We start from the raw sequence: 12,661 nt of genomic DNA, 5'->3' as shown, positions 1-12,661 counted from the left end.
TGTCCGCGGGGTGACGCTGGACGAAACTGATGGCACGCGGTGTCTTTACGAGTGGCACAGCGTGCCAGTACGGTGAGTCCACCGGTCGCGGCGCCGCGGCTCCCCACCTCGGCGCGCCGTTCCCGGACGCCGTCCCCGCAACCCGGGGACGACAGCTCCACCCCGACCACGAACAAGCCGGTGTCCGCTCCCGGCTCCCCCAGACGCCCTGCGCCCTCACGCAGGTACGCCTTCGGAGGCAGCCTTGAAGGAAATCCTCGACGCGATCCTCAACCCCGGCACCACGGCCGCGGACTTCGCCGCACTGCCGCTGCCGGAGTCCTACCGGGCGGTGACGCTCCACAAGGACGAGGAGGAGATGTTCGACGGCCTCGACAGCCGGGACAAGGACCCGCGCAAGTCCCTGCACGTGGACGAGGTCGCGGTCCCCGAACTCGGCCCGGGCGAGGCCCTGGTCGCCGTCATGGCCAGCGCGGTCAACTACAACACGGTGTGGAGCTCGATCTACGAGCCGGTCTCCACCTTCTCCTTCCTGCGCCGGTACGGGAAGCTCTCCCCCCTGACGGCCCGTCACGACCTGCCGTACCACATCCTGGGCTCCGACCTGGCCGGCGTGGTGCTGCGGACCGGACCCGGCGTCAACGCCTGGAAGCCCGGCGACGAGGTCGTCGCCCACTGCCTGTCGGTGGAGCTGGAGAGCGCCGACGGCCACAACGACACCATGCTCGACCCCGAGCAGCGCATCTGGGGCTTCGAGACCAACTTCGGCGGCCTCGCCGAGATCGCCCTGGTGAAGACCAACCAGCTCATGCCCAAGCCGAAGCACCTCAGCTGGGAGGAGGCCGCCTCCCCGGGCCTGGTCAACTCCACCGCCTACCGCCAGCTGGTCTCGCGCAACGGCGCCGGCATGAAGCAGGGCGACAACGTCCTCATCTGGGGCGCCAGCGGCGGCCTCGGCAGCTACGCCACCCAGTACGCCCTGGCCGGCGGCGCCACCCCGATCTGCGTGGTCTCCAACGACCAGAAGGCCGACATCTGCCGCGCCATGGGCGCCGAGGCGATCATCGACCGCAGCGCCGAGGACTACCGGTTCTGGAAGGACGAGCACACCCAGGACCCCAAGGAGTGGAAGCGCCTCGGCGCCCGCATCCGCGAGCTGACGGGCGGCGAGGACGTCGACATCGTCTTCGAGCACCCCGGCCGCGAGACCTTCGGCGCCTCGGTCTACGTCACCCGCAAGGGCGGCACCGTCGTCACCTGCGCCTCCACCTCCGGCTACATGCACCAGTACGACAACCGCTACCTGTGGATGTCGCTCAAGCGCATCGTCGGCTCGCACTTCGCCAACTACCGCGAGGCGTGGGAGGCCAACCGCCTGATCGCCAAGGGGAAGATCCACCCGACCGTCTCCAAGGTGTACTCCCTGGACGAGACCGGCCAGGCGGCGCTGGACGTGCACCGCAACGTCCACCAGGGCAAGGTCGGCGTGCTCTGCCTGGCCCCGCAGGAGGGCCTGGGCGTGCGCGACGCGGAGCTGCGCGAGAAGCACCTGCCCGCCATCAACCGCTTCCGGAACGTCTGAGCGGGGGCCGCCGACATGACCGAGTCGAACGGGCAGCAGCCCAGGCCGCAGCGGGACCGGCCGTGGCTCATGCGGACCTACGCGGGGCACTCCTCCGCGAAGGAGTCCAACGCGCTCTACCGCCGCAACCTCGCCAAGGGCCAGACCGGCCTGTCGGTGGCCTTCGACCTGCCCACGCAGACCGGGTACGACGCCGACCACGTCCTCGCCCGCGGCGAGGTCGGCCGGGTCGGCGTCCCGGTCGGGCACCTGGGCGACATGCGCACCCTCTTCGACGGCATCCCGCTGGAGAAGACGAACACCTCCATGACGATCAACGCCACCGCCATGTGGCTGCTGGCGCTGTACCAGGTGGTCGCCGAGGAGCAGGGCGCGGACATCGCCCTGCTCACCGGCACCACCCAGAACGACATCGTCAAGGAGTACCTGTCGCGCGGGACGCACGTCTTCCCGCCCGGCCCGTCGGTGCGGCTCACCACCGACATGATCGCCTACACGGTCGCGCACATCCCCAAGTGGAACCCGATCAACATCTGCAGCTACCACCTGCAGGAGGCCGGGGCGACCCCGGTGCAGGAGATCGCGTACGCGATGTGCACGGCGGTCTCGGTCCTGGACGCCGTCCGCGACTCCGGCCAGGTGCCGCAGGAGCGGATGGGCGAGGTGGTCGCCCGCATCTCCTTCTTCGTGAACGCGGGCGTCCGCTTCGTCGAGGAGATGTGCAAGATGCGGGCCTTCGCCCGCCTCTGGGACACGGTGACCCGCGAGCGGTACGGCATCGCCGACCCGAGGCAGCGCCGCTTCCGGTACGGCGTGCAGGTCAACTCGCTGGGCCTGACCGAGGCCCAGCCGGAGAACAACGTCCAGCGGATCGTCATGGAGATGCTGGCCGTCACCCTCTCCAAGGACGCCAGGGCCAGGGCGGTGCAGCTGCCGGCCTGGAACGAGGCACTCGGCCTGCCCCGGCCCTGGGACCAGCAGTGGTCGCTGCGCATCCAGCAGGTGCTCGCCTACGAGTCGGACCTCCTGGAGTACGGCGACCTCTTCGACGGCTCGCACGTCGTCGAGGCCAAGACCGCCGAGCTGCTCGCCGGCGCCGAGGCGGAGATCGCCAAGGTGCTGGGGATGGGCGGCGTGATCCCGGCGGTCGAGTCCGGCTACCTCAAGGCGCAGCTGGTGGCCTCGCACGCCGCCCGCCGGGCCCGCATCGAGTCCGGCGAGGACAGGGTGGTCGGCGTCAACTGCTTCGAGACCACCGAGCCCAACCCGCTCACCGCCGACCTCGACGCCGCGATCCAGCAGGTCGACCCGGCCGCCGAGCGGGCCGTGCTGGCCTCGTTGGAGGCCTGGCGCGGGCAGCGCGACGAGGCCGCCGTCAAGGCGTCCCTGGAGCGGCTGAAGGCCGACGCGGCGGCCGAGGGCGTCAACCTCATGGCGGCGACCCTGGAGTGCGCCCGCGCCGGGGTCACCACCGGCGAGTGGTCCTTCGCCCTGCGGGACGTCTTCGGCGAGTACCGGGCGCCCACCGGTGTCGGCGGCGCCCCGGTGGCGGTCGCCGCCGAGCCGGGCGGCGAGCTGGCCGCCGTGCGCGAGGCCGTGGCGGCCACCGCCGAGGAGCTGGGCGCGGGCAAGCTGCGGATGCTGGTCGGCAAGCCGGGCCTGGACGGCCACTCCAACGGCGCCGAGCAGATCGCGGTCCGCGCCCGCGACGCCGGCTTCGAGGTGGTCTACCAGGGCATCCGGCTGACCCCCGAGCAGATCGTGGCCGCCGCGGTCGCGGAGGACGTCCACTGCGTGGGACTGTCGATCCTGTCGGGCGCGCACGCCGAGCTCGTCCCCGACGTGCTGCGGCGGCTGCGCCGGGCCGGGGTGGAGGACGTGCCGGTGATCGCCGGTGGGATCATCCCGGCAGCGGACGGCGAGGCGCTGAGGGCCGCCGGGGTGGCCGCGGTGTTCACCCCGAAGGACTTCTCCATCACCACCATCATCGGCCGCATCGTCGACGAGATCCGCCTCGCCAACCGGCTCCGGCCCTGGCGGGAGGCGGCGGACCCCGCACCCGCCGCCCGCTGACGACCCCACCCTCCGGGAAGGACGAACCGAACCCCATGACCGCTGTCAACCGCCTGCGCCCCCGCCGCTCCTGCCTGGCCGTGCCCGGCAGCAACCCGCGCTTCCTGGAGAAGGCGCAGGGCCTGCCCGCCGACCAGGTCTTCCTGGACCTCGAGGACGCCTGCGCGCCGCTGGTCAAGGAGAGCGCCCGCCACACCGTCGTCGACGCCCTGAACAACGGCGACTGGAGCGGCAAGACCCGCGTCGTGCGGGTCAACGACTGGACGACCCACTGGACCTACCGCGACGTGGTCACCGTCGTCGAGGGCGCCGGCCCCAACCTGGACTGCATCATGCTCCCCAAGGTCCAGGACGCCACCCAGGTGAAGGCGCTGGACCTGCTCCTCACCCAGATCGAGAAGACGATGGGCTTCGAGGTCGGCCGGATCGGCATCGAGGCCCAGATCGAGAACGCCAAGGGCCTGGTGAACGTCGACGAGATCGCGGCCTCCTCGCCCCGCCTGGAGACGATCATCTTCGGCCCGGCCGACTTCATGGCCTCCATCAACATGAAGTCGCTGGTCGTCGGGGAGCAGCCGCCCGGCTACCCGGCCGACGCCTACCACTACATCCTGATGCGCATCCTCATGGCGGCCCGCACCCACGACCTGCAGGCGATCGACGGCCCCTACCTGCAGATCCGCAACCAGGAGGGCTACCGGGAGGTCGCGCAGCGCGCCGCCGCCCTCGGCTTCGACGGCAAGTGGGTGCTCCACCCGGACCAGGTCGCCGCGGCGAACGAGGTCTTCTCGCCGACGCAGGACGACTACGACCACGCCGAGCTGATCCTGGACGCCTACGACTGGTGCACCTCGGAGGCCGGCGGCGCCAAGGGCTCGGCCATGCTCGGCGACGAGATGATCGACGAGGCGTCCCGCAAGATGGCCCTGGTCATCGCGGGCAAGGGCCGTGCCGCGGGCATGCAGCGGACGTCCAAGTTCGAGCCCCCGCAGTCCTGACCCCGGCCCTCCCACCCCCCGAGGACACCACCATGCAGTTCGGACGCACCTACGAGGAGTTCGAGGTCGGGGCCGTCTACCGGCACTGGCCCGGCAAGACGGTCACCGAGTACGACGACCACCTCTTCTGCCTCCTCACCATGAACCACCACCCGCTCCACATGGACGCGAACTACGCGGAGCGGACCACCGACTTCGGCCGGAACGTGGTGGTGGGCAACTACGTCTACTCCCTGCTGCTCGGCATGTCGGTCCCCGACGTCTCGGGCAAGGCCATCGCCAACCTGGAGATCGAGTCGCTGCGGCACGTGGCGCCGACCTTCCACGGCGACACGGTCTACGGCGAGACGACCGTGCTCGACAAGTGGCCGTCGAAGTCCAAGGACGACCGCGGCATCGTGCACGTGGAGACCAAGGGATACAAGCAGGACGGCACGCTGGTCTGCGTCTTCCGCCGCAAGGTGATGGTGCCGACGGAGAAGTACACCGCGGCGCGCGGCGGCGAGCAGCCCGGCCGCCCGGAGCTCCGCGAGCCGGAGCCCCGCGCCTAAGCCGTCCGACGCCGCCCGGAGCCGCTCCGGGCCGCCCGGACCCCGGCAGGGGCGGCCGCCGTCATCGGCCGCCCGCCGCCGGACCCCGGGGCCCCGCGGAGACCACGCCCGCGGGGCCCCGCCCCCTCACCACCCTCTTCACGTGATTCGGAGCCGCGCCATGGGACGCCTCGCACAGACCGACGGCCTCACCGAGATCCAGCGGGACATCCTCGCCACGGTGCGGGACTTCGTCGACAAGGAGATCATCCCGGTCGCCACCGAGCTGGAGCACCGGGACGAGTACCCGGCCGAGATCGTCGAGGGCATGAAGCAGCTCGGCCTTTTCGGCCTCACCATCCCCGAGGAGTACGGGGGCCTCGGGGAGTCGCTGCTGACCTACGCCCTGGTGGTGGAGGAGATCGCCCGCGGCTGGATGTCGGTGTCCGGCATCGTCAACACCCACTTCATCGTCGCGCACATGATCAACGCGCACGGCACCCAGGAGCAGAAGGACTACTTCCTGCCCCGGATGGCGGCCGGCGAGGTCCGCGGCGCCTTCTCGATGTCGGAGCCGGGCCTGGGCTCGGACGTCTCCGCGATCCGGACGAAGGCGGTCAGGGACGGCGACGACTACGTCATCAACGGCCAGAAGATGTGGCTGACCAACGGCGGCACCTCCACCCTGGTCGCGGTGCTGTGCCGCAGCGACGAGGGCCACGACGCCCCGCACCGCAACATGACCACCTTCCTGATCGAGAAGGAGCCGGGCTTCGGCCCCAACCCCAAGGTCCCCGGCCTCACCGTGCCGGGCAAGATCGAGAAGATGGGCTACAAGGGCGTCGACACCACCGAGCTGGTGCTGGAGGACGTCCGCGTCCCCGCCGACCGGGTGCTCGGCGGGACCACCGGCCGCGGCTTCTACCAGATGATGGACGGCGTCGAGGTGGGCCGGGTCAACGTCGCCGCCCGCGGGTGCGGCGTGGCACGCCGCGCCTTCGAGCTGGGCATCCGGTACGCGCAGCAGCGCCACACCTTCGGCAAGCAGATCGCCCAGCACCAGGCGATCCAGTTCAAGCTGGCCGAGATGGCGACCAAGGTCGAGGCGGCCCACCAGATGATGGTGATGGCGGCCCGCAAGAAGGACTCCGGGGAGCGCAACGACCTGGAGGCCGGCATGGCGAAGTACCTGGCCTCCGAGTACTGCAAGGAGGTCGTGGAGGACTCCTTCCGCATCCACGGCGGCTACGGCTTCTCCAAGGAGTACGAGATCGAGCGGCTGTACCGGGAGGCCCCGATGCTGCTGATCGGTGAAGGCACTGCGGAGATCCAGAAGATGATCGTGGGCCGCCGGCTGCTGGAGGAGTACCGCATCGCCGACTGACCCCCGGGCGGCCCCGGGCGCCGCAGGCGCGCCACCGGGGTGCCGCGGTCGGCGGTCGGCTGACCGCCGACTGGTCGAATTAAGCCTGATTGCGAAGATTTCCAGCCACCGGAAGAGCCGGCCGGGACGTGCGGGTCCCGGCCGGACGGCCCCCCTCCCGACACCGGCGGGAGGGGGCCGCGGCGGCCGCAGGAGCGCACGTCGCACCGCCGGGGCTCCCGGCGCGGTGCCCGCGCCCTGCGGCCGCCGCCACACCCCCGCACACCCGCCGGAACACCCCTGAGACGCGCCTCACGCCCTTTCACCTCCCACTTGGGGAACCGGCGGGGCACCCGCTACGGTCGTACACAGAGCAGGGGTAGCGCAGCGAGGGGCAGGCGGGTTCCGGATTCCGGCGCTTGCCCACTCACCACCTGCTGCCGATAGCATCCACCGGGACAGCTGCCGTCCCCCGTACCACTCGTCCCCGCGGTGCCCCCCGCGACAAAGGTCTTCGATGCCCTACAGCCCGTCCCCCCAGCCCTCCGCAGCGGACCGCGATGCCCACGGCTCCCCGGAGAACGCCCGGCGTCCCCGCGCGACCCTCGCGCGCGGCGCCTCGCCCTGGCTCCTCCCCACCGTGGCCTCCGCCGCCGCCACCGCCGCCCTCACCCGGCGCAGCGGCCGCTGGGCCCTGGCGGCGGTGCCGCTGTCCGCGCTGAGCGCGGGCATGCTGTGGTTCTTCCGCGACCCCGAGCGCGAGATCGGCGCCGGACGCGTGATCTCCCCTGCCGACGGCGTGGTGCAGTCCATCGACGCCTGGCCGGACGGCCGCACCCGCGTGGCGATCTTCATGAGCCCGCTCAACGTCCACGTGAACCGCGCCCCGCTGCCCGGCACGGTCACCTCCGTCGACCACGTCCCCGGCGGGTACGTGCCGGCGTTCAACAAGGACAGCGACCGCAACGAGCGCGTGGTGTGGCACTTCGACACCGAGCTCGGCGACATCGAGATGGTGCAGATCGCGGGCGCCGTCGCCCGCCGCATCGTCCCCTACCTGGAGCCCGGCGCCAAGGTCGAGCAGGGGGAGCGGGTCGGCCTGATCCGCTTCGGCTCGCGCGTCGACACGTACCTGCCGGCCGGCGTCGAGGTCGGCGTCGAGGTCGGCCAGAAGACGACTGCCGGGGTGACACGCCTTGACCGTGACTGATCCTGAGACACTGGGCCTGGAAGAGGACGCCGAGACGGCGATCCGCCGCCGCCGCTGGGCGCGCGACCGCGAACTGCGGGCGCCCCGCTCGCCGCAGACGCTCTCCACCGCGGACTTCCTCACGCTGGGCAACGCCGTCTGCGGCTTCCTGGCCATCTACTCCATGACCACCGGCGTGCTGATCCCGCACATCACCGGGGACGGCTCCGCGCCCACCAACCGGCACAGCGCCGCCATGGCGGTCACGCTGCTGCTGCTCGGCTCGATGTGCGACCTGTTCGACGGACTGGTCGCGCGGAAGCTGCGCAGCTCCGCGCTGGGCGCCGAGCTGGACAACCTCGCGGACCTCACCAGCTTCGGCATCGCGCCGGCGTACTTCGTCGCGGTGTGGGGCATGGTGTCGCCCGACGGCGACCAGCGGGTGTCGGCGTTCATCGCGCTGACCGTGCTGCTGGCCGTGGTGCTGCGCCTCGCCCGCTTCTCGGCGGTCAAGATGCGGCCGGGCGTCTTCCAGGGCATGCCGTGCCCGATGGGCGCCATGACGGTGATCGCCATCGTGCTGCTGGACCCGCCGTTCATCCCCGCGATGATCGCGATCTTCGGCGTGGCGTACCTCATGGTCAGCCGCATCGAGTACCCGAAGCCGCAGGGCCTGCTCGCCACCGCGACGCTCTGCTGGATCGTGGTCTCCATCGGCTGCCTGGGTGCCTGGGCGGCCGGGGTCCCCGGCGGCGACGTGCTGCTGCACGTGGGCGCCACCGCGCAGATCGGCCTGGCGGCCATGGCGCCGCTGCTGGTCATCCGCCGCAAGGTCAACCAGAAGGTGTGCGACGTGCGGGCCCGCCGCGCGGAGTCCCGCCTCGGCTGAGCACGGCAGACGCCCCGGAGGGGCCCGGTCCACCGCGGACCGGGCCCCTCCGGCGTTCCCGGCCGGCGCCCCGGCTCAGACCCGGACCTCGTACACCAGGTTGGTCGGCGTCCCGGCGGCGCGCCGGAACCGGCGGAACCCGGCCTCCTCCGCGACCGCCCGGGTGGCCGTCTCGCCCGCCTGCGCGCCCAGCGCCAGGCCGACCTCCTGGGCCTGCGACACCGGGGTGCAGATCAGCGTGGAGGCCGTGTACATGAGGCGGCCGAGCGGGTTCAGGTTCTCCTCCAGCGTGTCCTCCGCGTACGGCTCGACCAGCATCACCGTGCCGCCGGGGGCCAGCAGCCCCCGGGCGTGGCGCAGCGCGCCCACCGGGTCGCCCATGTCGTGCAGGCAGTCGAAGTACGCCACCAGGTCGTAGGGGCCGCCGTCGAAGTCCAGGGCCGCCGCCGGCCGGAAGGCGACCCGGTCGCCCAGACCGGCCGCGGCGGCCTGCCTGCGGGCCGCGTCCACCGACGGGGCGTGGGAGTCGAACCCGGTGAGGCGGGCGGCGGGGAACGCCTGCGCCATGAGGAGCGTGGACAGGCCCAGGCCGCACCCGACGTCGGCGACCGCGCCGCCCGCCTCCAGGCGCTCCACCACGCCCTCCAGGGCGGGCAGCCAGTCCTGCACGAGGTGCGCGGCGTACCCGGGCCGGAAGAACCGGGCGGTGCCCGTGAACAGGTCGGGGTGGTGCTCCCCCCAGTCGAGGCCGCGGCCGTCCCTGAAGGCCCGCTCCAGCAGGCCGCGGGTGTCGGGGCGCGCGGCGGCCGTCAGCAGCTGGAAGCCGCCGGCGACGAAGGCCGGGCCCTGCTCGTCGGCGAAGGCCGCCTCCTGCTCCGGGTCGAGCCGGAAGACGCCGCCGTCGTGCGCCACGTAGCCGCTCGCGGCCATCGCCGCGAGCCACTCCCGGACGTTCCGCTCCACCGTGCCGGTGCGCCGCGCCAGCTCCGCCGGGGTGGCGGGGCCGCCGTCGGCCAGGGCCCGGAAGAGGCCGAGCCGCTCCCCCAGCACCACCAGGGTCCCGGCGCCGACCGCGCCCAGGTCCGCGACCACCCTGCCGAGCAGCTCCTCCAGCCGGGCCTGGTCCACCGTGGTCATGTCGACAGTCATCCCGCACCTCCGCGTCGGTGCCCGGCCCCCTGTCCCCCTTGCCGCCCGTCCCCCTGCCGGCTGTCCCCCGCCCCCAGCATCCCGCGGGGCGCGGACCCCCACAAGGCGGGAGGGGCGCCGCACCGGTCAGGGCGCGCGGAGGCCGTAGAGGCGCCGGGCGTTGCCCGCGGAGACCATCGCTGCCACCCGGTCGGCGTCGGCGGCGCACCAGGAGCCGTCCGCGGTCCAGCCGTCCAGCAGGGACGCCAGCGCCCCGCGGAAGAGCGCGGCCCCGACCAGGTACAGCTCGGGCAGGCCGTAGGCGTCGGTGGAGAAGAGCACCTTGCCGAAGGGCACCGTCTCCAGGACCTCCGCCAGCACGGCGCCGGCCCGCGCGCCGGTGTGGGCGAGGGCGAGGCCGACGTCCGCGTACACGTGCGGGTACACCGCGGCCAGGTGCGCCGCCTGGCGGTGGTACGGGTAGGCGTGCAGCAGCACCAGCGGCACCCCGTACGGCTCGGCCGCCCGGACGAAGCCGGTGAGCAGCGACGGGTCGGCGCGGTGCAGGGTCAGGTCGGGGTCGCCGAAGCCGGTGTGCAGCTGGAGGGGCAGCCGCAGCTCGACGGCCGCCCACAGCAGGTGGCGCAGCAGGACGGGGTGGGTGAGCCGGGGCGGGCCGCCGTGCCGGTCCAGGCGGGCCAGCCACTCCCCCGCGGCGCGGGCCGTCTCGGCGGCGGACGGCGGGCGGGGGTCGACGTCGAGGCCGTGGCGGTAGGCGAGGACGGACTTCACGGCCACCGCGTCGCGGTCGCGGACCGCCTCGGCGAGGGCCCGGACGCAGTCGTCCGGGTAGGAGCGGGCGGAGACCCGCCCGGCGGCCACGCGCTCCGCGACGGACTCCAGCCGCACCACCTCGCGGACGGCGGCGCCGGCCGCCGCCGCGAGGTCGGGCAGCGGCAGCAGCGGCCCGGCGCCGGGGATGGCCTCCAGCCCGGTGTCGACCAGCAGGGTCTCCAGGCCGGCGGCGCGCAGCAGGCGGCGGACGGCCTCGGGCGCGCCCAGGTCGCGGCGGCGGGCCAGGTACTCCCCGGGCGGGCAGTGCGGCTCCAGGCCGAGGACGGGGGCGCAGTGGCGGCGGACGGCGAAGCCGAGCTGGCTGTCGAGGAAGGAGGTGCCGGGGGCGGCCGGGCGGTCGGACTCGGTGAGCAGCGCGGCGAAGGCGCCCGCGTCGAGGTCGCGGCCGAGCACGCTGTGGCAGTGGTGGTCGACGAGGGCGTGCCCGGCGGCGGCCACCGGTCAGTACCGCCAGCGGGTGGCGGCGGCGACCTGATCGGGGGCGGCGCCGGCGAAGAGGCGGGCCTCGGCCTGCCGGACCGCGCGGAAGGTGTCGTGCAGGACCTCGCCCATGGCCTCCCGCAGCACGGCGGAGTCCTCGAAGCGGGCGAGCGCCTCGGCCGCGGTCTGCGGCAGGCGTTCGGGGGCCGGTCCGGAGCCCGGCTCCGGCGGTGCGGCCGGGTCGCCGCGGACCTCCGGCGGCAGGGTGAGCCCGGCGTCGGCCCCGGCGAGGCCGGCGGCGATCACCGCGCCGACCGCGAGGTAGGGGTTGGCCGAGCCGTCGAAGCACTTGACCTCGGCGTTGGCCGCCTCCGCCTCCTCGCCCGCCGAGCCGGTGACCAGGCGCAGCGCGGCCTCGCGGTTCTCCCGGCCCCAGCAGCGGTAGGCGCCCGCCCAGCGGTCGGGGACCAGCCGCAGCGGGCTCGCCGGGCCGGGTGCGCCGACCGCGGTGAGGGCGGGCAGCTCGGCGAGGACCCCGGCGAGGAACGCCTCCCCCTCGGCGGTGAGCCCGTACGGCCCGGGGCCGCCGTGGCAGAGGTTCGCACCGTCGCGCCAGGGCGAGAGGTGCAGGTGGCCGCCGTTGCCGACCCGGCCGGCCTCCACCGCGGGGGCGAAGGAGACCCGCAGGCCGTGCCGGGCGGAGACGGCCCGCACGGTCTGCCGGACCAGCACGCAGGTGTCGGCGGCGGCCACCGGGTCCTCCGCGGCCACCGACAGCTCGTACTGGCCGGCGGCGTACTCGGGGTGGAGCTGGTGGACGGCGACGCCCTGCTCGTCCAGGGCCCGCAGCAGGTCCCGCAGGCAGTCGGAGAGGCCGATGACCCGGTCCATGCCGTAGGCGGCGCCGGGGACGGGGGGCACCGGGTCCTCGTCGGGCGCGCCGGCGAGGGCGGCGACCCACTCGACCTCGAAGGCGCAGCGGAGCTCCAGGCCGCGGGCCCGTGCCCGCTCCGCCATGCGGCGGGCGAAGAGGCGCTGGCAGCCGGGGTGCGGGGTGCCGTCCTGGTCGTACCGGTCGACGGGCGCCCAGGCCCAGCCGGGCTGGGCGGCGAGCGGCACGGCGCGGTCGAGGTCGGGGAGGAGCCGCAGGTCGCCGACGGGGCCGCCGAGGAAGCGTCCCGAGGTGGCGGAGTCGTCGACGAGGAAGACGTCGAAGACCGGGGAGGCGCCGACGCCCCAGGCGGCCGCGTGCTCCAGCCGGAGGGTGGGCACGCCCTTGACCCGGGTGACACCCGCGTTGTCGACCCAGGTCAGCAGCACCCCGCCGGCGCCCTCGGCGTGCAGCCGCGCGGCGGTCTGCCGCGCCTCCTCGGCCCGGGCTGCCCGGTCGCGCGGGCGGAGCTCCTCGTCCACGGCATCCATGGCACCCGGTGTCCCTTCGCCGGTTCGGGGGTCCCTGCCATGGTTTCCCGCCGGGCCGGGTTCCGGAACCCGCCCAGCGGGTGATCACGCGGACCGGCGGGGTGCGGCCGCCGGGGCCCGGCAGGCCGGCCCCTGCCGGACGGGACCACTGGCGGACGGGACCACCGAGGGACGGGACCGCGGAGCGGCGGGGTGCGGCTGCGCGGGGCCCG

10 protein-coding genes are annotated in these 12,661 nt (G+C 73.8%); 7 read left to right on the top strand and 3 right to left on the bottom strand.

Features of this window, described 5'->3' with window-relative positions; genetic code table 11:
- The first annotated feature begins 244 nt into the window (after positions 1–244).
- The 7 genes from ccrA (at position 245) to LO771_RS12420 (ending at position 8,624) form a co-directional block, all read left to right on the top strand.
- The gene (gene ccrA / locus LO771_RS12450) at positions 245–1,582 is read left to right on the top strand and encodes a crotonyl-CoA carboxylase/reductase (protein ID WP_230651381.1); all 1,338 of its coding nucleotides are present in this window, start codon (positions 245–247) and stop codon (positions 1,580–1,582) included.
- Between the two features lie 15 nt (positions 1,583–1,597).
- Positions 1,598–3,655 (top strand): protein meaA, encoded by a 2,058-nt coding sequence (locus tag LO771_RS12445; protein ID WP_230651378.1) that lies wholly within the window; start codon positions 1,598–1,600, stop codon positions 3,653–3,655.
- A 35-nt stretch (positions 3,656–3,690) separates the two neighbouring features.
- Entirely contained in the window at positions 3,691–4,653 is a 963-nt protein-coding gene (locus LO771_RS12440; protein WP_230651375.1) for a CoA ester lyase, read from the top strand.
- A 32-nt stretch (positions 4,654–4,685) separates the two neighbouring features.
- On the top strand, positions 4,686–5,204 hold the full coding sequence (locus LO771_RS12435) for a MaoC family dehydratase (RefSeq protein ID WP_230651372.1): 519 nt from the start codon (positions 4,686–4,688) through the stop codon (positions 5,202–5,204).
- A gap of 160 nt (positions 5,205–5,364) precedes the next feature.
- Positions 5,365–6,567: an acyl-CoA dehydrogenase family protein gene (locus LO771_RS12430; RefSeq protein WP_230651368.1), complete on the top strand. Its 1,203-nt coding sequence runs from the start codon at positions 5,365–5,367 to the stop codon at positions 6,565–6,567.
- 496 nt (positions 6,568–7,063) lie between these two features.
- Positions 7,064–7,756, top strand: a complete 693-nt coding sequence (locus LO771_RS12425) for a phosphatidylserine decarboxylase (protein ID WP_230651365.1) — start codon at positions 7,064–7,066, stop codon at positions 7,754–7,756.
- The gene (locus tag LO771_RS12420) at positions 7,743–8,624 is read left to right on the top strand and encodes a phosphatidylcholine/phosphatidylserine synthase (RefSeq protein WP_374228156.1); all 882 of its coding nucleotides are present in this window, start codon (positions 7,743–7,745) and stop codon (positions 8,622–8,624) included. Before LO771_RS12425 ends, LO771_RS12420 begins: the two co-directional genes overlap by 14 nt.
- Positions 8,625–8,699: 75 nt before the next feature.
- Here LO771_RS12420 and LO771_RS12415 read toward each other — a convergent pair whose 3' ends face one another.
- The 3 genes from LO771_RS12415 to LO771_RS12405 all read right to left on the bottom strand — a co-directional run bounded on the left by LO771_RS12415 (position 8,700) and on the right by LO771_RS12405 (position 12,449).
- The gene (locus LO771_RS12415) at positions 8,700–9,773 is read right to left on the bottom strand and encodes a trans-aconitate 2-methyltransferase (protein WP_230651362.1); all 1,074 of its coding nucleotides are present in this window, start codon (positions 9,771–9,773) and stop codon (positions 8,700–8,702) included.
- A 126-nt stretch (positions 9,774–9,899) separates the two neighbouring features.
- Positions 9,900–11,045 carry an amidohydrolase family protein gene (locus tag LO771_RS12410; protein ID WP_230651359.1) on the bottom strand — a complete coding sequence of 382 codons (1,146 nt, stop codon included), beginning with the start codon at positions 11,043–11,045 and terminating at the stop codon, positions 9,900–9,902.
- A 3-nt stretch (positions 11,046–11,048) separates the two neighbouring features.
- Positions 11,049–12,449, bottom strand: coding sequence for a glutamine synthetase family protein (locus tag LO771_RS12405; protein ID WP_230651357.1), 1,401 nt, complete (start codon positions 12,447–12,449; stop codon positions 11,049–11,051).
- Positions 12,450–12,661: the final 212 nt, after the last annotated feature.

Origin of the sequence: Streptacidiphilus sp. ASG 303 (assembly GCF_020991365.1) — a bacterium.
GTDB lineage: Bacteria > Actinomycetota > Actinomycetes > Streptomycetales > Streptomycetaceae > Peterkaempfera.
The sequence above is the reverse complement of the archived record's forward strand: the minus strand, read 5'-3'. Positions and strand labels throughout refer to the sequence as shown.

Coding starts and splice junctions, on each gene's coding strand:
- LO771_RS12440 (WP_230651375.1), top strand. CDS start 3,691: ATGACCGCTGTCAACCGCCTGCGCCCCCGCCGCTCCTGCCTGGCCGTG.
- LO771_RS12425 (WP_230651365.1), top strand. CDS start 7,064: ATGCCCTACAGCCCGTCCCCCCAGCCCTCCGCAGCGGACCGCGATGCC.
- LO771_RS12445 (WP_230651378.1), top strand. CDS start 1,598: ATGACCGAGTCGAACGGGCAGCAGCCCAGGCCGCAGCGGGACCGGCCG.
- LO771_RS12435 (WP_230651372.1), top strand. CDS start 4,686: ATGCAGTTCGGACGCACCTACGAGGAGTTCGAGGTCGGGGCCGTCTAC.
- LO771_RS12430 (WP_230651368.1), top strand. CDS start 5,365: ATGGGACGCCTCGCACAGACCGACGGCCTCACCGAGATCCAGCGGGAC.
- LO771_RS12405 (WP_230651357.1), bottom strand. CDS start 12,449: ATGGATGCCGTGGACGAGGAGCTCCGCCCGCGCGACCGGGCAGCCCGG.
- LO771_RS12415 (WP_230651362.1), bottom strand. CDS start 9,773: ATGACTGTCGACATGACCACGGTGGACCAGGCCCGGCTGGAGGAGCTG.